The following is a 21,706-nucleotide window of genomic DNA, read 5'->3' on the forward strand; positions in this document are numbered from 1 at the left end:
CTCCTTTACAAGATGACTGCAAAAATTACTTTACTTTCACTATTTGAGTCATTTTGCCATTTATGTTTTGTTCCTAAAGGAACTTTTACACTATCTCCTTTGGACAAAGTAAATTCATCATCATCCATAAAAAGTTTAACTTCTCCCTCCAAAACATATGCAATTTCATCTCCATTATGAGTAATCCTATCAACACAAGAAGAAGTGTTTGGAGCTAAATCCATAATTGCAAATTCTAAATTACCACTAGAGTCTGGAATTAAAATCTCATATATAACTTCTTTGCTTCCAGGTAAAATAACTTTTTTTCTATTATCATGTCTTACTATCAAGTTTTTTTTATCTACTTCAGATACAAAAAATGTAAATAAAGGAACATTTAGAGAAGAGGCTATAGATTTTAATGAATTTACAGATGGATTAGCAAGACCTCGTTCTATTTGGCTCAATAATGATGGTGTAACATCAGCTAGTTTTGCTAAATCTCGAATACTTAAGTTTTGTTTTTTTCGAACTTCAGCTATTTTTTCCCCTAAATTTAAATCATTCATATAAATATCCTCTCTTTTTAATTTAAAAAATATTAACTTAAAATAATCAAGTAAAATGATTATGTAGTATGAAATTATTATAACATATAGAATTAGGTTTTGAAAAAACTATGTTCAATATAATTAAATAAATTAAAATATAATTGACAAAGTGGATACAGAATACTTAAAATATATTTAAATAAAATTAAGCAAAAGATAGTTAATTTATGATAGGAGGGGATATTATGCAAATAACGACTTTTGGAGCTATATTTGGTTTATTAATAGCAATTATTTTAATTATAAAAAAATTTCAAGCTGTATATAGTTTAATGTTAGGAGCATTTATTGGAGGATTAGTTGGAGGAGCAAATATAACACAAACTGTAGATTTTATGGCAAATGGAGCTATGAATATATCACCATCAATTCTTAGAGCTTTGGCATCAGGTGTATTAGCTGGAAGTTTAATAAAAACAGGGGCAGTAGATAAAATATCAGAACAGATTGTAAAAATATTTGGTGAAAAGAGGGCTTTATTTTCGATTGCCATTTCAACTATGGTACTTGCTGGAGTAGGCGTAAATTTGGATGTATCTATAATAACTGTAGCACCTATAGGATTATATATAGGTAGAAAATTAAATTATTCTAAATTGTCAATACTATTAGCTATGTTGGGAGGGGGTAAAGCAGGTAATATAATATCACCAAATCCAAATACTATAGCAGTAGCAGATAATTTTTCTGTCAATCTCTCTAGTGTTATGATGGCAAATATAATTCCAGCAATTATTGGAGTTGTTATTACAGTTATTTTAGCAAGTATATTAATAAATAAAGGAAATAAAGTACAATCATATGAAATTTTAGAGCAAAGAGAAGATTTACCAAGTTTATTTAAATCATTATGTGGTCCAATTATAGCTATATTTCTATTGTTTTTAGGAAATGTATCTCCTATAGTTATAGACCCAATGATAGCCCTTCCAATAGGAGGAATCGTAACTCTAATTGTCACAGGAAACTTGAACAATTCAAGAGAATATTTAGCTTTTGGATTATCTAAGATGCAAGGGGTATGCATATTATTACTTGGAACAGGGACTATCGCAGGAATTATACAGATGTCTGAATTACAACAGAGTACAATAGGTGCTTTACAATTTTTAAATATGCCACAATTTTTATTGGCACCAGTTTCGGGTATACTTATGTCATTAGCAACAGCATCATCAACAGCTGGTGCTACTATAGCATCATCTACTTTTCATGATGCTATAATAAATGGTGGGCTATCACCGATTTCAGGTGCATCAATAGTAAATGCTGGTTCTAGTGTATTCGAGCAATTACCGCATGGCTCACTATTTCATACTAGTTCAGGTAGTATAAACATGGATATAGGTGAAAGATTTAAGTTAATTCCATATGAAGCATTGATAGGAATAGTAATGACTATAATTTCAACATCTATTCAATTAGTTTTATAATAAATATAAATATTTAATGAAAAAAGTAGGATTTTGTTATTAAATATTGAATTTATTATAGTAAAAAAGAAGATTGGAGTTTTAAAGTGAATAAAAAAAAGATTGTTATTATAGGGATTATTTATTCATTTTTAGTAGTATTTTCACTTACAAATATGTATGTAAATATGGAGTATAATTTAAATGTATTTGAATATATTAAGAAGTCACTTCCATTTACAGAAGAAGAAAAAAAGTGGTTAGAAAAACACAAGAATTTGATTTACAGCTCTGACCAAAGTTCACCTCCTTTGAGATATAAAGGTAAGGAAGATGGACAGTATAAGGGAATTATTGTTGATTTAATAAATTCTCTGTCAATTCAAATTGGTAGAGATTTTTATTTTAAACCAAATAATTGGTGGAAAGAATCTTTCGTAAATTCAATAGATGATAGTATAAAGTTTTTTGACTTGATTCCATCAAAAGAAAGGGCAAATAAATTTATATTTACTGACCCAATATACACTTTGAGTGCAAATATATTGAAAGATAAAAAGTCCCAGGATATAAATAGTTACATGGATTTAAAGGGGAAAACAGTAGCAATTCCAGAAGGTGATTATTCTATAAATTTTTTAAAGCAAAAAATTCAAGATATAAACATTTTATTGACTCCAGATATAAAGACTGGAGTCAACCATTTAATGTCTGGAAAAGTAGACGCAGTTGTTGGTGATGAACCAGTATTGCGATACTATATAAATAATTATGGACTTTCAAATAAATACAGTGTTTTAAGTAATCCTATATATACTAAAAAAGCAGTTCTTGCTGTACCTAAACAATATGAAGAGCTGGTTAGTATTTTAAATAAAGGCATTTTTAAACTTCAGAAAAATGGAGTGTATAAAGATTTAAAGAAAAAATGGTATTCTACGTATAATGAAGTTGATGATATATTGTATGAGCGAGGAATTGTGCCTAGTATTTATCTTTTTATAGGTATAATTTTAATATCAATTTATGTTTTTTATAGCTATACATATTTGTTAAAGATAGAAATCAAAAGGAAAACAGAACAGGTAATAGAAAATAAAAAAACTTTAGAGGCAACTTTTAATAGTATTACAGATATAATAATGCTTGTAGATGAAAATAACAATATAGTAGAATCGAACAAAGTACTATATGACTTTATGGGTGAAATGAGTTATAAGATAGCAGATTTGATTAGCATGATAAAAGGTGTTATTGAAAATACCTTCTCTGAAAATACTAATAAAACTAGTGAAATAGAAATACACAATAAAATTTTAAAGATAAACACTTTTCCTGTAGAGTATAAAAAAAATAATACTGAGTATATAGTAGTTCTTATTAAAGATATAACTAATGATAAAATAGTAGAGGCGAAATTACTTAGAGAAAACAAAATGATATCTATAGGACAATTAGCTTCTGGGGTAGCACATGAGATAAGAAATCCTTTGGGTATAATAAGAAATAATTGCTATCTCTTAAAAGATAACGTTACAATGGAAGAAGTAAATGATTGTGTTAAATCAATAGAAAGTAATGTAGATAGAGCAAGTAATATAATAACCAACTTGTTAAATTTCGCAAGAATATCAGATGATAATTTAGAACATATAAATATAAGAAATTTTATTGAAAATATAGTGAAACTTCAATATAAAATGTTACAGTTAAAGAATGTTGAAATAAAAATTGACTGTGAACATAATTTAATATGCTATATAAATGGAGAATCGTTAAAACATGTATTTATAAATTTAATTTCTAATTCAATAGATGCAATACATCAAGATGGAAAAATTATTATATACTGTTATGAAAAAAATCATTGTTTATTTATAGATTTTAAAGATAATGGTGAAGGAATAAAAGAAGATGCCCTAAAGGACATATTTAATCCCTTCTATACAACAAAACCAATTGGTGAGGGAACTGGTTTAGGTTTATACATTACTTATAATGAGATTAAAAAGAATAATGGAGATATAAGTGTTGAAAGTAAATTGGGGGTTGGAACTTGTTTTCATATAAAAATTCCATTAAATAAAGAGGTGACTATATAATGAAAATACTATTAGTTGATGATGAGCTAGAATATGGAGTGGTAATGAAAAAAATTCTACAAAAGAAGGGCTATCTTGTAGATATAGCACTAAGTGGTGAAGAAGCTATAAATATAATTAAAAAAGATAAAAATTATGATTTGGTTTTATCTGATGTTATGATGAAAAATATGGATGGAGTACAGCTATTAGATAGAATTAAATCTATTAATAGAGATATAGAGGTTATATTAGTTACAGGATATGGAAGTATTGAAAATGCAGTTGATGCTATGAAAAGAGGAGCTTTATCTTATTTTATAAAAAGTAATCCCATTGAAAATTTATTAGAAGAAGTTGAAAAGGTAAAGGCAAGTAAAATATCTGTTTCTGTACAAAAAAATAATTTGGAATTTACTTTGGAATCTAAAAATAGAGATTTTAATAATATCATAAAAATAGCAAAAAAAGCTGCTTGTAAAGATGTTAATATATTAATCTTGGGAGAATCTGGTGTAGGAAAAGATATATTAGCTAGATATATACATAGCATAAGTCCAAGAAAGAATGAGATATTTGTACCTGTAAATTGTTGTTCTTTTTCAGAAAATCTATTGGAGTCTGAGTTGTTTGGTCATGAAAAAGGTTCTTTTACAGGAGCAGTAGATAGTAGAAAAGGTAGATTTGAACTTTCGAATAAAGGAACTCTATTTTTGGATGAAATAGGAGATATACCTCTAAATGTTCAGGTAAAACTTTTGAGGACACTTGAGGACAAATCTATAGAGAGGATAGGAAGTAATAAATCTATTAAAGTTGACTTTAGGTTAATTTGTGCTATGAATAAAGAACCAAAAGTGGAAATATCAAATGGAAATATAAGAGAAGATTTTTTTTATAGAATAAGTACAATAACAATAACTATACCACCGCTAAGAAAGAGAAGAGAAGACTTAACTACTCTTATAGAATTTTTCTTAAATAAGTACCAAATTGAACATGATAAAAAGATACACTCGATTGATAAGGAAGTAAAGGATTTTTTATTAAATTACAATTATCCAGGAAATATAAGAGAATTAAAAAATATAATAAATAGACTTGTAGTTTTAAGTGAAGAAGGCAATTTATCAAAAGACAATTTAAATTTAATATCAAATAATGTATACATAGATGATAAAATAAGTATTAGACCTTTAAGAGAAATAAGAAAAGAGTTTGAATGTGAGTATATTGAAAAAGTTTTATCTTTGTGTGGAAATAATATTTCAAATACAGCTAAAAAATTGGAGATTAGTAGAAGACAGTTAACCAATAAAATATCAGAGTATAATATTAAGTGAGAAAAAAACTTCTCATTAAGTGAGAAAAAAATTTCTCAAACTGTATTAAAAGATAAACAGAAAAAATCTGTTTATCTTTTTTTATTATAATTTTAAAAATTAATATTTACAATAATTATTGGTAAATTCAATATTGGTGTAAATTAAAAATGAAAATTTCTATGACATTAATACATAGAATATATATTTTAAATAATTGGCATAGAAAATGCTTTATATATTAATAAACGTAATAAATACTTTTAATTGCGATTAAATATATTAAGGGGGATTTTCATATGAAGCTAGAGCTAGGGAATATATTTATAAAAAATGTTGAATTTGGAGAAAAGACAGAAGTAAAAGATGGAGTACTATATATTAGTAGCGAAGAAATAGAAAAGATAGTATTAGAAGATGAAAGGATTGTAAGTGTAAATGTTGAACTTGCAAGACCTGGCGAATCAATAAGAATAGCTCCAGTTAAAGATGTAATAGAGCCTAGAGTTAAAATTGGAGATGAAAGCAAAATATTTCCTGGAATTATAAATAAAGTGAAGACTGTAGGAAGTGGAAGAACCCATGTACTTTTAGGAGCTTGTGTTGTAACTTGTGGAAATATAGTTGGATTTCAAGAAGGCGTAATTGATATGAGTGGTCCTACTGCTAAATATACACCTTTTTCAAAAACAAATAATATATGTATTGTTATAAAAGCAAAGGATGGTATAGATACTCATGATTATGAAGAAGCAGCTAGAATTGCAGGATTAAAAATAGGTGCATATGTAGGTGAGGCAGGAAGAGAAGTTGAGCCAGATGAAGTCATTGTATATGAGACAAAGCCATTATTAAAACAAGTAAAAGAATATCCAGACCTGCCAACAGTAGCATATGTTCACATGTTACAATCACAAGGACTTTTACATGACACTTATTACTATGGGGTGGATGCTAAACAGATAGTGCCTACATTTATGTATCCAACTGAAATAATGGACGGAGCTATAATATCTGGAAACTGTGTAGCACCATGTGATAAGGTTACAACATTCCATCATTTAAATAATCCAGTTATACATGACTTATATAAAAGACATGGAAAAGATTTAAACTTTATAGGAGTTATTTTGACTAATGAGAACGTATTCTTAGTCGATAAAGAGAGAAGCTCTGATATGGTAGCTAAATTAATAGAATTTTTAGGAGTTGATGGAGTTCTAGTGACAGAAGAAGGTTATGGGAATCCAGATACTGACCTAATGATGAATTGTAGAAAATGTAGTGAAGTTGGAGCAAATGTAGTTTTGATAACGGATGAATTTCCTGGAAAAGATGGCAAGAGTCAATCTATAGCAGACGCTACTAAGGAAGCAGATGCAGTTGTTTCTTGTGGTCAAGGAAATCTAGTGGTTCATTTCCCAGCAATGGAAAAAATTATAGGAACTTTAGATTATGTTGAAATGATGATAGGTGGGTATAAAGGATGCTTAAATGAAGACGGAAGCATGGATGCAGAGCTACAAATTATAATAGCATCAACTATAGCAAATGGCTATAATCATTTGACAGCAAGATATTATTAAATAAGTATTTGAATATAAAGTTCTGTTGATGTAATCATTGGTCTAACTGATGTAATAACTATAAAGTGATTTGGAGGATTAAGAGATGAGTAAAATCAGAGTGGTTCATTATATAAACAATTTCTTTGCTGGTATAGGTGGAGAGGAAAAAGCAGATATTCCGCCAGAAAAAAGGGCTGGTGTAGTAGGACCTGGAATAGCATTTCAGAGTCAATTTAATGATGGTGCAGAGATAATCTCAACTGTAATTTGCGGAGATACGTATTTTGGTGAAAATATTGAGAGTGCAACTCAAGAACTTTTAAAAATGATAAAAGAAGAAAGCCCTGATTTATTTATTGCAGGCCCAGCATTTAATGCAGGTAGATATGGAGTAGCTTGTGGGACTATTTGTAAGGCAGTTGAAGAAGAGTTAAATATTCCTGTAATTACAGGCATGTATAAAGAAAATCCAGGTGTAGATATGTTTAAATTAGATTTGCATATAGTGTCTACAGGAAATTCAGCAGCAAGTCTTAGAAAGGTAGTTCCAATAATGACGAAACTAGGTCTTAAATTGGTTAGAGATGAGGAAATAGGACCTCCTGAAGAGGAAGGATATATAATGAGAGGAATAAGAAAAAATTTCTTCCATGAACTTAGAGGGTCTGAAAGAGCAATTGATATGTTGGTTAAAAAGATGAAAGGGGAAAGCTTTGAAACTGAGTATCCAATGCCTGAATTTGATAGAGTTACACCTATGAAACCTGTTAAAGATTTATCTAAGATAAAACTTGCCCTAGTAACTTCTGGAGGGATAGTTCCAATTGATAATCCAGACAAAATTGAATCTTCAAGTGCTACTAAATATGGAATTTACGATTTAACAGATATGGATTCTATGTCAAATAAAGAATTTACAACTATACATGGGGGGTATGATAGAGCATATGTCCTTGAAAATCCAAATTTAGTTGTACCACTAGATGTAGTTAGAGAGCTTGAAAAAGAAGGTGTAATTGGAGAATTAGTAGATTATTTTATAACTACTACAGGAACAGGAACGAGTGTTGGCAATTCTAAGAGATTTGGAGAAGAGTTTTCTAAAAAATTGTTAGAAGATGATGTAGATGCTGTAATTTTAACTTCTACATGAGGTACTTGTACTCGTTGTGGAGCAACGATGGTAAAAGAGATTGAGAGAGCTGGTATAGCAGTTGTTCATATATGTACAGTAGTACCAATATCACTTACAATAGGAGCTAATAGAATTGTTCCAGCAGTAGGGATACCATATCCACTTGGAAATCCTATGTTAGGAGAAGAGGAAAGTAAAAAAATTAGAAAGAATATAGTTTTAAAAGCTTTAAATGCACTAACAGAAGATATAGAAGAACAAACAGTATTTGAATAATAAAAATACAACACAACACTGAAATAAAAAAAGATATCAAAAAATAATTTTTTAAAATTATTTTACGATATCTTTTTTTATTAGGTAAATTCGAAAGTTGCATATTATTTGCATATTTTTAAATTAAATTTATAAAAGTGATAAATTAGTTTATTATAATATTGATACACAAATTCAAATTAGATATACTATGAAAAGTGAGATTATTACATTTTGGAACAAATATTCAACATATTAAACCAGATTAATTGAACAGAAAAAATTAACTTTATATAATAATTAGAATAATGATAAGAAAGAAGGTGTATATATTGATTTCAATTGCCATTTGTGATGATGAATCCTATATGCTAAATCATTTAAAGGAAAATATAGAATTATACATGAAGCAGAAGAATTTATTATATAATATAGAGCTTTTTAATAAAGTAGAAGATTTACTATGCAATCATGAAAAGTTTAATATTGTATTTTTAGATATACAGATGGAAGAGATTAACGGAATGCAGGCAGCTAGAAAATTAAGGTCATATGGTAATGAGTGCTTTATAATTTTCGTTACAGTTTTAAATGAATTTGTATTTGATGCTTTTGAAGTAGATGCTATAAATTATTTGATAAAACCTCTATCTAATGAGAAACTATATAAAACTTTGGATAAAATAGTTACAAAACTCGAGGATAATGAAAGTAATTATATCACAATACAAAAAGGTTATTCATATTGGAAATTAAAACTTGCTGATATTTTATATTGTGAAGTTATAAAAAGAAAGATTTATGTTCATTTAAAGAAAGAGACTGTAGATTATTATGAGACTATTGAAAATTTAGAGAGAAGTTTACCAACAAATTTTTTTAGGTGTCATCGTAGTTATATAATCAATTTACAATATGTATATGGATATGAAAATGGTAATGCAGTTATGGAAAGTGGAGATAGAATACCTGTTTCTAGACTACGTCAACAAATATTTTCAAAAGTTATGCTTGAGTTCATGAAAAATAGGAGGATATAAGATGATTAATTTATTTTCTTCCGATTTATTTTTAAAGTACAGTTTTTTATTTTCTTTTATTGTATATAGAATTTTAATGGTAATAGTGCAATACTATTTTCTAATCAGTTTTACAAATGTTAATTCAAAATTTTGGTGTTTTATTTTATATTCGATAATTTCAATTTTTTTAATCATTATAAATACATATTTTAATTTATATAATTTATTTTCTTCACAGATTCTATTTTTTCTTATGACTTTTTTATTTGTAAAGTACATAATAAAACAATCTACTGTTTTATCTATAGTATCAACTTTGTTAGTATATTTAATTGAACAATTAGTATATGGATTTACAGCTCCATTAAATTACTTGATATTTACTAGTGATATAAATACAGATATTTATAAATTTGATATAAATATGGGACTATCTTCTTTAATTACTATTATAATAGCTGGATTTATATATTGGTATAGTTCTAAAAAGTTTAATATTAAGGTCATGAACTTTGATAAATATATAGCAATTTTGATGATTCCATTGTTGCTTATAATATTATTTATGCAATCATTTGAATATAGTTCAAATATAAATATAGATACAAGTCTTGGGATTGTAAAGCTGCTATTAAATACTTCTATAACTGAAGAAATTCAAGCTTTTCTTTTTTCTATAATTGGAACTATATGTGTATTTTTTTCTCTATTTACCTTTAAGAAACTAATTCAAGCTCTCGAAGATGACAAGGAGAGGGCAATTATGAATCAACAGATTCATGCTCAAAAAAACTATATTGAAGAAGCGAAATCACGATTATCACAAACTATATCCTTTAGACATGATTTTAATAATCATTTAGCTATTGTCAATGGATTGTTGAAAAAAGACCAAATTTTAAAAGCACAAGATTATTTAAATAAGCTTGAAAAAGTAACAAGTGACCTATCATTTTCTTGTAATACACAGAATATTGTTATTGATGCTCTTTTCAACAATAAATTAAGTATAGCAAAACAATTAGGCATAGAGGTAGATTGTGAAGTAATTATACCCCAAAGCACTAACATGAACGATTTTGACCTATGTATAGTGTTTGCTAATGCTATTGACAATGCAATTAAAGCTTGTAGAGTTGTAGATAAACAAAATAGGTATTTAAAGCTTTCCACTAAGTTAGAAGGTGGATTTTTTATGATAGAAATAAAAAATAGCTATAATCCAATAAATAATTATACACGTGGTTCAGGTATAGGTCTTTTAAATATAAAAGAAATTGCTAAAAAATATCAAGGGGCTATAAGTATAGATAAGACATCAGATTATTTTCAAATAAATGTATTGCTGGTTATTTCATTACATTGCGCTAGTATTTGAGAACAATTTCATTGAAAATAGTATTTGTAAGCTATATTATGTATTTGAATAGAGAAAGTTTGATATATAGAAATGAGGAGGTTACTAAAATGAAAGTTGGAAATATAAATGGTCAAGCACCAATTACAAATGGTTTAGATAGTTGTCAAAGTGAGGTACAAGGCTTAGAACAAAGGAAAAAATCATTACAGGATGAAATAGAGAAAGTAAGAAGTGATAAAAGTATTGATGGTGAAACAGCCAAATTAAAAATAGAAGCTTTAAAAAAAGAAATGGAAGAGATTGAAAATAAAATTCAAGAGTTAAAAGGAAATAAAGCAAAAAAAACAAATAAAGAAGAAAATAATGTTTCAGAAGTAAATAATAATCTATTAGAGAGAAAAAAAGAACCTTCTAATAATGAAAATGTAAAACAACTATATGATGTTTTTGAAAGAAGCAATGTAGACGAACAATGGGATAATACTTATCGTGTTCTCCAAGATGATAAAAACTTAAAAGTAAAATTTAATAGACCTATATAGTTTATTTATAAAAATAGTTAATATTTTAATTATCACCACTTTTTAGAAGAATACACACTTTATTTTAAAGACCCACATATTTATTTACAGTTAGCACATTTATATGTGGTTTTATAACTATTATTTACAAGTCTATATTGATAACTTTTACATAGTATATAATGTTTAAATACTTATTCAATTTTATCTATACATAAACAAAAAAAGAGATTTTAAAATCTCTTTTTAGATTGTTGACTTATGGCTTTTTGATTTAATAAAATCAAGAAGCCGTTTGAATTTTATATGTTGGTTGATACCCTTCTGATATTGAAACACCATTTTTGTTTCCAAAATCGTTTAAAATTAAGAACTTATTATGAATGACTATTTCATTATGAACAATAAGCAGATAACATGAATCTTCAATCAATGTTTTAACAGTAGCATTAAATGCTTGCTTATACAGTTCTATCGTTTGTTTGAACTGTCCATTAAAGTAAATATGAGTCAATAACATAACTATATCTACATAAATTAATATAAATTTTTTATACTGTACATTATCTAACTGTTGATTATCTGTATTACAACATGATTGAATTTAAAAAGCCATCAACACATAGAATGTTGATGGCCTGAAAATAGATTTAAAATCTCTTTTTTATTATATATTAATTATTTTTTAAATTTATATTTTTTGCATCAGATTTTCTAATAGCTAAGTCAAACCCTCTAAATCTAATCACTATAGGGTCATTAAGAGGAGCTATCTTTTTCACTTCAACTTCAGTGCCATCTATTAGTCCTAAGGCTAGAAGTCTCTTCATAAGTTTTTCATTTCCAGCTATATTGTCTATAATTCCCTTTTGTCCAAGTTTTAAGTTGTAAACAGTCATTATTAACACCTCCTAATGAAAATCATTATCAAACTTTATATTTATAATATATAACAAAAAGAGCAAATTGTCAATATATAACAAAAAATAAACATACTAAGTTAGTATGTTTATAAAAAATAGTATACATGGGATACTAATAGCATCTAGCAAAAAACCACTTACTAATGGTACAACCAAAAAGGCTTTTGGAGAATCACCATATTTTTGTGTCAAAGAACTCATATTTGCCAAAGCGTTCGGAGTAGCTCCTATTCCATGTCCAATCAAACCACTTATTATGATGGCAGAATCAAAATCTTTTCCAAGTACTCTAAAGCAAATAAATATTGAAAATAGGATTATAAAGATTACTTGAAAAGTTACTATTAAGAGAATAGGAGGTAATAATGTAGATAATTCAAATAAATCTATATTCATAAGTGATAAAGTTAAAAAAATTCCCAATGAAAGTTCTTTTAAAAAATCTATAAGTTTAAAATTTAATTCTAGTATATTTATCTTATCATTTAAATTTCTAAAAATAACAGCCGAAAACATACAAGTTACAACAGAGGGTAATAGTATATTAAACGTTATATAGAAGCATCTACTTATAATTTCTCCTGTATTTATACAAATAAATATGAGAAGAACCTGTTCCAAAAATACAGATGGTGTTATTGTTTCGGAGAAGTTATTATTTTTTATCCTATTCTTATTTCTAAAAAATTTACTTCCAAATCTCTTTAGATTTCTATTATATCTAGGAATCGACAAGTCTATATTTGATGATGGTTTTAATTTATATTTATTTATTAGAAATTTAGCTACAGGACATCCCAATATACCACCCATAATAAGTCCTATTGTTGCAGCAGATAATCCAACCCCAACTGCTCCTTCTATACCGAGATTTTCTATTGTAAGTCCAAATGCAGCAGAATAACCATGACCACCTTCCATAGATACATTTCCACACATAAGCCCTAAAAGAGGTTCAAGTTTTATAATCTTTGATATTGTAATAGCTAATATATTTTGACAAAATGCCAATACTCCACACAAAATCCAATATCTAAATAATACACTACCCCCTTTCTTTATAAGATTTATGCTTATTTCGAGTCCTATAGTTGTAAAAAAGAAAGTTATAAAATTTGGCATTAAATTTCCACTTATAGATATATCTGCTATATTAAAATATTTAAAAAATAAATTTAGAAAACAAAATAATAGACCTCCTATTACTGGTGCAGGTATACAGAAATTATTTAAAAAGTTAACTTTATTATTCAATAAATTACCAATTAAAAAGAAGAATATAGATAGTGTCAAGGTTTGCACTATATCAAAACTTAAGGTAATCAAAATAAGTCCTCCTTTGTAATTCAAAGTTTTAATTATATAACTTAAATTCTTATGTATTGAAATTTTATTATCAAATGTATATTAATAAATGTATATTAAAAAGAATCAGTAGATATAATTAGATAGTCATAAATTAAATTAAAATATTTTAATGAGATATGACTTTTTTAGAATTAAAAACCGTAGTATATTGATATAATAGAAATAAGACTTAAAAATCTGTTGATAGTATTATTTATAAGTACAGTAGGAGGATAAAATGTTTGAAAATTTACCTAAGATAGATTTACATTGCCACTTAGATGGAAGTGTTAGAGTAGAAACCATGCTTGATATAGCTATTAAAGAGAAAATAGATTTACCTTCAAATAATATGGATGAAATAAAAAAATTAGCAAAGGTTTCTTTTAATTGTACTTCACTAGATGAATATTTAGAAAAATTTGATTTACCCTTAAAAGTAATGCAATCTAAGGAAAATTTAAAAAGAATTACTTTTGAACTTTTGGAAGATGCAAGTAGAGAAAATGTAAAATATATTGAAATTAGATTTGCACCATTACTTCACACCCAAAAAGGTATGAGTGTTAAAAATATAATTGAGGGTATAATTGAAGGAATTAGAGAAGCTGAAAGTATTTATGATATAAAAGGCAATTTAATATTAGGTTGTATGAGAACAATGACCTCAAAAGAGGCATTATTAGTAATTGAAGAAGGGAAATCATTTGTAAATAAAGGTGTTGTAGCAGTAGACTTGTGTGGTCCAGAGAAAGAGGGATTTTGTAAGGAATATAAAGATGTTTTTAAATTAGCAAGAGAATATGGATATAAAGTTACAATACATGCAGGAGAAGCTGCAAGTGGAGAAAATGTATTGGATGCTATAAATATTTTAAAGGCGGATAGGATTGGTCATGGGGTAAAAATTAAAGACCATAAAAAGGCGTATAATTTAGTTAAAGATAAAAAAATATTGCTTGAATTATGTCCAACTAGTAATGTACAAACTAAGACAGTAGATTCTTATGAGGTACATCCATTTTATACTTTTTATAAAGATAATTTACATGTAAGTATAAATACTGATAATAGAACTGTATCAGATATAAATTTAAGTTCAGAACTAAATGTTATATTTGATACTTTTAAACTAGGATTAGAAGACTATAAAATAATTTATAGAAATGCAGTAGAAGCTAGTTTTGCAGATAAAGAAACTAAAGAGTATTTGAATAGTTTAATTTAATAGATAAAAATATTTAAACTTTAAATTAAGCTATTAAATTGACAAAAATACATTGTATTAGGAGAAAAAATGTGAAAGATTATGAAGATGTTGTTTATATTAAACTAGTCAAAAAAGAACTTGAAGAATGGAAGAAAAATATATTAAAGAAACCTTCTATATTTGACAAAGCATCAAAGGGTATACAGAATAAATTTAATGGAGTATTGCCAGATAAATATCATGAAATAATTACTTCTTCTATAAAAGTAATGACAAAAACCGTACTGTTTGGATATAAATATGCTACAAAGCCACCACTTAGAAATATGTCATTAGAAGAAAGAGAAAAATTAGTTTTAGAAAAAGCTAAAACTTACAAGACTACAGCAATGATTGAAGGGGCAGGAACAGGGGCAGGAGGAATCCTCTTAGGTTTATCTGATTTTCCTTTGCTTTTAGGTATTAAAGTGAAATTTTTATATGATGTAGCTTCAATATATGGATATGATGTTAAAGATTATAGAGAAAGGATTTATATATTAAATATATTACAGTTGGCTTTTTCTAGTCAACAGCATATAAACAAAACTTTTAAATTGATGAATAACTGGGATGAATATGTAAATAGTCTACCAGAAGACATCAATGATTTTGATTGGAGAACATTTCAACAAGAGTATAGGGATTATTTAGATTTAGCTAAGTTTTTACAACTAATGCCTGGAATAGGAGCATTTGTAGGATTTTATGTGAATGGAAAATTAATTGATAAATTATGTGAAACTGCTGTGTCTGCTTATAGATTGAGGATTCGAGAGCTTAAGTTATAAGAAAAATTATAACATAAAAAATTAGTTATACAATATATCTATATGTATCTAATTTTGCATTGATAAAAACAATTATGGATAAAAGGTAAAGCATGATAGAATCTAATGTAGAGGTTTGTATTTTAATGGAAAAATTTAGTTTTTATTGCTTAAGATACAAATTGAATTACGAAGAGATTGAATTATGAAGAGAAGTAATTGGGAGGAATATTTTCATGACAAATTTGCCAAAACAATTTGATAGCTTCAATGAAGCTAGACAAAAAGGATTTATAAATGCAAAGGAACTTAAGGAAAGTGGGAAAAAGATGGTTGGAGTTTTCTGTACATTTACTCCAGTTGAAATTCCAATGGCAGCTGGAGCAACTGTAGTAGGTGTATGCGGTGTTAGTGAAGAGCCAATACCTGATGCAGAAAGGGTGCTTCCAAGAAATCTTTGTCCTTTAATTAAATCAAGCTATGGACATGCAATAACAGATACCTGTCCTTATTTCTATTTTTCTGATTTGTTGATAGGAGAAACCACTTGTGATGGTAAGAAAAAAATGTATGAAGAACTTGCAAAAGTTAAGCCAACATATGTAATGCATTTGCCAAATACTTCAAAAGGAGAATTTGCCTATAAACTTTGGAAAGATGAAATGATAAGATTAAAAGAAGAGGTTGAGAAATCTTTAGGTGTAACTATAACTGAAGAAGATATAAGAACTGCTATAAAAGATAAAAATGAAGAAAGAGAACTTTTAAAAGAGTTTTATGCACTTGGTAAATTACAACCATCTGCACTTACAGGCCTTGAGTTACATAATGTTTTATATCAAGCAGGTTTTAAATTTGACCGTGCAGAACTTAAACATTCTTTAAGAAAAGTTATAGATGATATGAAAGAAAGATATGAAAAAGGTGAATGTCCTGTTCAAAAAGATAAGCCAAGAATATTGATAACAGGTTCTCCTATTGGTGGAATAAGCGAAAAAATAGTTAAAACTTTAGAAGATGCAGGGGCATCAGTCGTTGCATATGAACTTTGTGGAGCTATTAGATCAAACGATTTATTGGTTGATGAAGAAATAGAAGATGTATATGATGCTTTAACACAAAAATATATAAATATAGGTTGTTCTTGTATGATGAATAATGACAATCGTATTGAATTATTAGATAGAATAATAGATGAATATAATGTAGATGCTGTAATAGATGTAGTTTTACAAGCATGTCATACATTTAATATAGAAAGTTATAGAATAAGAGAATTTGTTACAAAAGAAAAAAATAAGCCATTTATGTCTCTTGAAACTGATTATTCAAAATCAGATACTGAACAATTAAGAACTAGATTTGAAGCGTTTGTAGAGATGTTGTAGGAATAAATAAAAGTAGGAGGAACTATGTTTAGTATAGGAGTTGACTCAGGGTCAGTGGCAACAAAGGGTGTGCTATTTGATGGTGAAAAAATTATTAAGAAAATAATTATACCAACTGGATGGAGCCCTAAAAGTACATCTAAACAGGTCTATGAGTTGCTAAGTAGTGAAATTGACAAAAAAGATATAAAAAAGGTGGTAGGTACAGGTTATGGAAGGGGAGTAATGGATTTTGCTGATAAGAAAGTAACAGAAATAACTTGTCATACTAGAGGTATTTACTTTTTAAACAATAACATAAGGACTATTTTAGATGTAGGTGGTCAAGATAGTAAAGTTATAAATTTAGATAGAGATGGAAATGTATTTAACTTTATAATGAATGATAAGTGTGCTGCAGGAACTGGTCGATTTTTAGAGATTACTTCTAACCTTTTAGGAAGCGATATTGAAAGTATAGATACATTAGCTAAAGGATATGAACCAGTTAATATATCTAGTATGTGTACAGTTTTTGCTGAGTCTGAAATTGTAAGTCTTCTAGCTCAAAACATTTCTACTGGAGAGGTAGCAGCAGGGATACTTAAATCTATTGCAAATAAATCCACCTCAATGTTAGCAAGAGGTGAGGTAATAGATGAAGTTGCATTTACTGGAGGGCTTGCAAAAAGTAAAGAACTAGTAAAAATGATAGAAGAAATACTGGGTAAAAAAATTTTTATTGCAGAAGATACTCAAATAATAGGAGCTTTAGGAGCTGCTGTAATAGGATTTAGATAAAAACATATAAAAAGAAAATGAGAAGCTGAATTTATTATAAATAAATTCAGTTTTTTATTTTATTTTATTTATTTATAAAGGAAAACTTTGGTATAATTGATTTAAATGATTGTATATTTGTAAATACTTGATATTTAGTCATATATAACATTATAATTTTAAAAATTAGCTCAAAATAAGGGGGAGAAAGCGTGAAAAAATTTACTTCAAAAAAAGTAACAAGGTTTGTTGCGCTGTTTTTAATATCTATTTTAGTCATGTCAACAATTCCTGTATCAGCTGACAATAGCAATACATTGAATCAGATAAAAAAAGCAGAATACAGTGAGACGTATAAACAATATCTAAATGATGCTAAAAATGGACGTACAGAAAAATATAATGGGATTATACCAAATCCATATCAGTTGGAAGGTACTCAAATCCAAAGTAAAGGAAGAACAGCTCCAACATCTTATGACCCTAGAAAATTAGGTCTTATGACATCAATAAAAAATCAAGAGGATTTAGGAATCTGTTGGGATTTTGCTGCAATGGCAACCTTAGAAAGTTTCTTAAAGTTAAATAATTATGGAGACTATGATTTATCAGAAGAACACTTAAGATGGTGGGCTTCAGATGGTGAATATGGATGGTCTGTAAATGATATGAATGGTGCTTTAAATTATGAAGCTATGGGATATTTAACATCTTGGTCAGGTCCTAAATTAGAAAAAGATATCCCATACAATGGTAGAGTATCTAAAGCACAAGGAGCAAAAAAACCAACTAATATGAATACAGCACCTACTGTTTTTAATGTGACAGATGCTGTGTGTGTAAGCAATGACATAAATTCTACAAAAAATGCTATATTACAGTATGGAGCTGTAACATCTGGTTATTATGAAGATATTAAATATCAAAGTGATGACCAAAATTCATATTATTGTCCAACAAAAAGTTTTAATACAAATCATGCTATTTCAATTGTAGGTTGGGATGATAACTATTCTAAAGATAATTTTAATTCAAATATTAGACCATCAAAAAATGGTGCTTGGTTAATAAAAAATAGCTGGGGAGATTATAATTCTGAGGGTGGATATTTCTGGATATCTTATGAAGACAAGACACTTATGTCTGATATAGATAATTTTTCAATCAAAGGTGGTAAAAAACCAAATGATGATGAGAAGATGTATCAACATGACTATGCAAGTATTGTACCTTTAATTTCAAAAAAGATAACAGCTGCAAATGTATTTGATTTCAATAGAGGCGATGAAACTTTAAAATCTGTAATGTTCTTAACTGAAAGTATAGGAGCTAAGTATGAAGTATATTATGCTCCAGTAGTAAATGGTATACCTCAAGAAAACAATATGAAAAAATTAAAAGAAGGTACTGCCCAATATTCAGGATACATAACAGTTCCAATTGATTCTTTTGATATACCAGAAGGAAAGGGTGCAATTGTAGTCAGTATAGAGGGGAAAAATGGAGAGTCAACTATAGGTTCTGAGTCAAATGTACCAGGATATGATACATTTAAAGCAAAAGCTAATTTAGGTGAAAGTTATATCATAGATAATACTGGAAAATTCTTTGATATAAATAGAGATAGTAACTTCTATCCGTGTAATTTTACTATAAAAGCTGTTACAGAAAAGTCTTCTGGTGAGAGTATCCCAAATGAGTCTTTAATTGGTAGTGATAGATATGAAACTGCTATCAAAGTTAGTCAAAATGGTTTCAATTCTTCAGAAAATGTAGTTTTAGTAAATGGCAGTTCAATAGTAGATGCATTGGCAGCAACTCCTTTTACATCTGCTATAAATTCACCAATATTATTGACACAAAAAGAAGCTTTAAATTCAAAAACTAAAGCTGAGATACAGAGATTAGGTGCTAAGAAAGTATACCTAATAGGTGGAGAAAATTCTATAAGTAAAGAAATTGAACAACAATTAAAAAGCTTAAATATATCGATAGAGAGAATATCAGGAAGTGATAGATACAAGACAAGTTTATTATTAGCTCAAAAGTTAAATGGTATAAAAAATGTATCTCAAATAGCAGTTGTAAATGGAGTGAAAGGATTAGCTGATGCAATTAGTGTAGGCGCTGCAGCAGCAGAAAATAACATACCAATCATACTTGCAAATGAAAAGAGCGAATTGCAAGGAGCTGATGAATTTCTAAATTCATTAAATATAGAGAAATCTTATATTATTGGAGGAACAGCATCCCTATCAAACAATCTAGAAAGTAAGTTAAAAAATCCAACTAGATTATCTGGTAGTAGTAGAGACGAAACTAATTCAAAGATAATAGATAATTTTTATAAAAAAGATACTTTAAAAAATGCATTTGTAGTTAAAAATGGAATCAAGAATCAAAATGATTTAATAGATGGATTGGCAGTTGGTCCTTTAGGAGCAAAAACTGGGTCACCAGTAATTTTAGTTGGTGATAAATTAGCTGATAGCCAAAAAGAAGTTCTTAAAAATAAGACTTTAGAAAAAGTAACTCAAGTTGGTGGAGGAGCAAATAAAAATGCATTTAAAGAGTTAGTAAAATTAAAAAGTGCTAAATAAGGTACTTAAGTATTAACATATACTAGTGTCTATTAGTAATTTATCTTAATAAAAGCTGAAAATAATTACTTTAAATTATTGATAAATAAGATAATCAATGATTGTAAAATTTTATTTTCAGCTTTAAATTTATGTAGTATAAGTTTAAAAACATAAAAAAGGGTTACTTTATATAGAAATATAGAAAATCTTACATTTTATATATAAATAACCCATATTTAATTAACTTTTTATAGTGTTCTAATAGATATTATTGAACTTAATGGTAAATATAATGTGTAAGTTTCATTTAAAGTTGGATTAGATTCATCTATATATCTTGAGCAAAGTGTAATTGATAAGCTATCTGCTTCTATAATTTCACCATATAGAGGACAACTGCTAAAGTAAGAATGTACTTCAACATATTTATTTAAGTTTTCTTGAACATAATCGTAAAAACGGTTTTTTGTAGTAGTAGCCATAAAATCAACTCCTTTATTTTTTATTAAAGTTGAAACTTTTAAAAAGATAAATATGATTACTTCTATTAGAAACTAAGTTAAAAAATAAGCAAATAGATATGAAAATTAGAATAATATATTATTTATATCTTAATTATAACACTAGATAATAAAAAATGCTATATAAAATTCAGAATTTTCGAAAGTTTTTAAGCTTATTTTTAAATATACTAATAATACTATTGACATTAGATAGAAAAAGTATTATATTGACTATATAAATTATTTTAGTCAAACTGGAGGAAAAAGATGCCTAAATCATATTCTGATAAAGAAAGAGAGTATATAATAAAAAGACTTAAAGAAGAAGCAAGATTGTGTATGGAGCAATATGGTATTAGAAAAACTACTGTTGATGAGCTTGTAAAACGGGTAAAAATACCAAAAGGAACTTTTTATCTATTTTTTCAATCAAAAGAATTGCTCTTTTTTGAGGTATTAAGAGATATACATGACTCTATACAAAAAGAAATCTTATATGAGATAAATAGAGTAGATGAAAGTATTACATGTGAACAATTGACAGATATATTTATGAAATTCTATAGGATGGTTGATAGTACTTCAATTTTAAATCTCATGATAAATGGAGAATTTGAGATATTGGTGAGAAAGTTACCAGATTCTATAATTGAAGAACACTTTAGACATGATGACTTTGAAATTGGAGAGATTATATCTTGCATACCAAATGCAAAAAATAAAGACATAGAAAGCTTTAGTGGAGCATTTAGAGCAGTTTTTCTTACCATGCTATATAAGCGCGAGGTTGGAAGTAATTGTTTTGAAGATGCTTTAAGATTAATGATAAACGGATTAGTTATACAACTTATGGAATAGAATTTAAATTTTGTTTGCTAATAACTTTTATTAAAAATTATTAACAAACAAAAAAATT

18 protein-coding genes are annotated in these 21,706 nt (G+C 27.4%); 14 read left to right on the forward strand and 4 right to left on the reverse strand.

From position 1 onward, the window contains the following. Nucleotides 1-5: 5 nt before the first annotated feature. Entirely contained in the window at nucleotides 6-551 is a 546-nt protein-coding gene (locus CDIF1296T_RS09175) for a helix-turn-helix domain-containing protein (RefSeq protein ID WP_004454415.1), read from the reverse strand. Nucleotides 552-778: 227 nt separating this feature from the next. On the opposite strand from CDIF1296T_RS09175, the gene CDIF1296T_RS09180 reads away from it, so the two are divergent. The 8 genes from CDIF1296T_RS09180 (at nucleotide 779) to CDIF1296T_RS09215 (ending at nucleotide 11,290) form a co-directional block, all read left to right on the forward strand. Next, on the forward strand, nucleotides 779-2,026 hold the full coding sequence (locus tag CDIF1296T_RS09180) for a GntP family permease (RefSeq protein WP_009893258.1): 1,248 nt from the start codon (nucleotides 779-781) through the stop codon (nucleotides 2,024-2,026). Nucleotides 2,027-2,112: 86 nt separating this feature from the next. Then, the gene (locus tag CDIF1296T_RS09185; protein ID WP_009896876.1) at nucleotides 2,113-4,107 is read left to right on the forward strand and encodes an ATP-binding protein; all 1,995 of its coding nucleotides are present in this window, start codon (nucleotides 2,113-2,115) and stop codon (nucleotides 4,105-4,107) included. Continuing rightward, nucleotides 4,107-5,429: a sigma-54-dependent transcriptional regulator gene (locus CDIF1296T_RS09190; protein ID WP_004454409.1), complete on the forward strand. Its 1,323-nt coding sequence runs from the start codon at nucleotides 4,107-4,109 to the stop codon at nucleotides 5,427-5,429. The genes CDIF1296T_RS09185 and CDIF1296T_RS09190 overlap by 1 nt, the downstream gene beginning before the upstream one ends. 278 nt (nucleotides 5,430-5,707) lie before the next feature. Continuing rightward, entirely contained in the window at nucleotides 5,708-6,994 is a 1,287-nt protein-coding gene (gene grdG / locus CDIF1296T_RS09195) for a sarcosine reductase complex component B subunit alpha (protein WP_004454406.1), read from the forward strand. Nucleotides 6,995-7,079: 85 nt separating this feature from the next. Beyond that, nucleotides 7,080-8,387: a sarcosine reductase complex component B subunit beta gene (gene grdF / locus CDIF1296T_RS09200; protein ID WP_077715845.1), complete on the forward strand. Its 1,308-nt coding sequence runs from the start codon at nucleotides 7,080-7,082 to the stop codon at nucleotides 8,385-8,387. A gap of 302 nt (nucleotides 8,388-8,689) precedes the next feature. Continuing rightward, entirely contained in the window at nucleotides 8,690-9,406 is a 717-nt protein-coding gene (locus tag CDIF1296T_RS09205; RefSeq protein WP_225548886.1) for a LytR/AlgR family response regulator transcription factor, read from the forward strand. Between the two features lies 1 nt (nucleotide 9,407). Next, nucleotides 9,408-10,766, forward strand: coding sequence for a sensor histidine kinase (locus CDIF1296T_RS09210; RefSeq protein WP_009896878.1), 1,359 nt, complete (start codon nucleotides 9,408-9,410; stop codon nucleotides 10,764-10,766). A gap of 89 nt (nucleotides 10,767-10,855) precedes the next feature. Next, on the forward strand, nucleotides 10,856-11,290 hold the full coding sequence (locus tag CDIF1296T_RS09215) for a hypothetical protein (RefSeq protein ID WP_009896879.1): 435 nt from the start codon (nucleotides 10,856-10,858) through the stop codon (nucleotides 11,288-11,290). A gap of 653 nt (nucleotides 11,291-11,943) precedes the next feature. Here CDIF1296T_RS09215 and CDIF1296T_RS09225 read toward each other — a convergent pair. Both CDIF1296T_RS09225 and CDIF1296T_RS09230 read right to left on the reverse strand, forming a co-directional pair. Next, complete coding sequence (locus tag CDIF1296T_RS09225; protein WP_003423664.1) at nucleotides 11,944-12,168, reverse strand: FeoA family protein; 225 nt, start codon at nucleotides 12,166-12,168, stop codon at nucleotides 11,944-11,946. A 96-nt stretch (nucleotides 12,169-12,264) separates the two neighbouring features. Next, complete coding sequence (locus tag CDIF1296T_RS09230; protein WP_009896881.1) at nucleotides 12,265-13,518, reverse strand: sodium/glutamate symporter; 1,254 nt, start codon at nucleotides 13,516-13,518, stop codon at nucleotides 12,265-12,267. Nucleotides 13,519-13,777: 259 nt separating this feature from the next. On the opposite strand from CDIF1296T_RS09230, the gene add reads away from it, so the two are divergent. From add to CDIF1296T_RS09255, 5 genes are all read left to right on the forward strand, one after another. Beyond that, nucleotides 13,778-14,767 (forward strand): adenosine deaminase, encoded by a 990-nt coding sequence (gene add, locus CDIF1296T_RS09235; RefSeq protein WP_009889699.1) that lies wholly within the window; start codon nucleotides 13,778-13,780, stop codon nucleotides 14,765-14,767. A gap of 71 nt (nucleotides 14,768-14,838) precedes the next feature. Next, entirely contained in the window at nucleotides 14,839-15,579 is a 741-nt protein-coding gene (locus tag CDIF1296T_RS09240) for an EcsC family protein (protein WP_004454391.1), read from the forward strand. A 215-nt stretch (nucleotides 15,580-15,794) separates the two neighbouring features. Continuing rightward, the gene (locus tag CDIF1296T_RS09245; RefSeq protein WP_004454390.1) at nucleotides 15,795-16,946 is read left to right on the forward strand and encodes a double-cubane-cluster-containing anaerobic reductase; all 1,152 of its coding nucleotides are present in this window, start codon (nucleotides 15,795-15,797) and stop codon (nucleotides 16,944-16,946) included. 24 nt (nucleotides 16,947-16,970) lie between these two features. Further along, on the forward strand, nucleotides 16,971-17,726 hold the full coding sequence (locus CDIF1296T_RS09250; RefSeq protein ID WP_009896882.1) for an acyl-CoA dehydratase activase: 756 nt from the start codon (nucleotides 16,971-16,973) through the stop codon (nucleotides 17,724-17,726). 191 nt (nucleotides 17,727-17,917) lie between these two features. After that, on the forward strand, nucleotides 17,918-20,305 hold the full coding sequence (locus CDIF1296T_RS09255; protein ID WP_009896883.1) for a cell wall-binding cysteine protease Cwp13: 2,388 nt from the start codon (nucleotides 17,918-17,920) through the stop codon (nucleotides 20,303-20,305). Nucleotides 20,306-20,535: 230 nt separating this feature from the next. Here the strand turns inward: CDIF1296T_RS09255 and CDIF1296T_RS09260 are convergent, their stop codons facing one another. After that, entirely contained in the window at nucleotides 20,536-20,769 is a 234-nt protein-coding gene (locus CDIF1296T_RS09260) for a hypothetical protein (RefSeq protein WP_003430242.1), read from the reverse strand. 288 nt (nucleotides 20,770-21,057) lie between these two features. Between CDIF1296T_RS09260 and CDIF1296T_RS09265 the strand changes: the two genes are divergently transcribed. Beyond that, nucleotides 21,058-21,648, forward strand: a complete 591-nt coding sequence (locus CDIF1296T_RS09265; protein ID WP_003430243.1) for a TetR/AcrR family transcriptional regulator — start codon at nucleotides 21,058-21,060, stop codon at nucleotides 21,646-21,648. The last annotated feature ends 58 nt before the right edge of the window (nucleotides 21,649-21,706 follow it).

Source organism: Clostridioides difficile ATCC 9689 = DSM 1296, assembly GCF_001077535.1.
Classification (GTDB): domain Bacteria; phylum Bacillota; class Clostridia; order Peptostreptococcales; family Peptostreptococcaceae; genus Clostridioides; species Clostridioides difficile.